Source organism: Enterobacter cloacae complex sp.6700776, from assembly GCF_048284255.1.
In the GTDB taxonomy this organism is placed as follows: Bacteria; Pseudomonadota; Gammaproteobacteria; order Enterobacterales; family Enterobacteriaceae; genus Enterobacter; species Enterobacter intestinihominis.
The window spans coordinates 1-277 of the sequence record NZ_JBLVYK010000263.1; the positions used below are offsets into that span (position 1 = coordinate 1).

Here is a 277-nt window from a genome sequence, read left to right on the forward strand (position 1 = left end):
GCGCTCAGCGAAGCGAGCACGCTTTTCAGCGCCGCTTCCATGGACTCGATGTAATCTCGCGGGTGATGGCGGAAGCGGTTGTTAGCGCCATCGCAATACTGTCCTTCCCGCCAGCGCGGATACCACTCCACGCTGGTCGCCAGCTCTGCGCCGGACGCGCATTCCACCGCCAGAGCGCGGACTGAGTCACTACCAAAGTCGAGGCCAATCGCAATTGCCATCTTGTTACTCCATGCAGAAATCATTCATGCAGCAACAGTAGATATCCCCGGCAAAA

General features: G+C 58.1%; 1 pseudogene. It reads right to left on the minus strand.

Annotated elements, in window-relative coordinates:
• A pseudogene (locus ACNQ0T_RS24175) lies at positions 1-221 on the minus strand (ribulokinase); the annotation flags it as partial.
• Positions 222-277 lie beyond the last annotated feature (56 nt).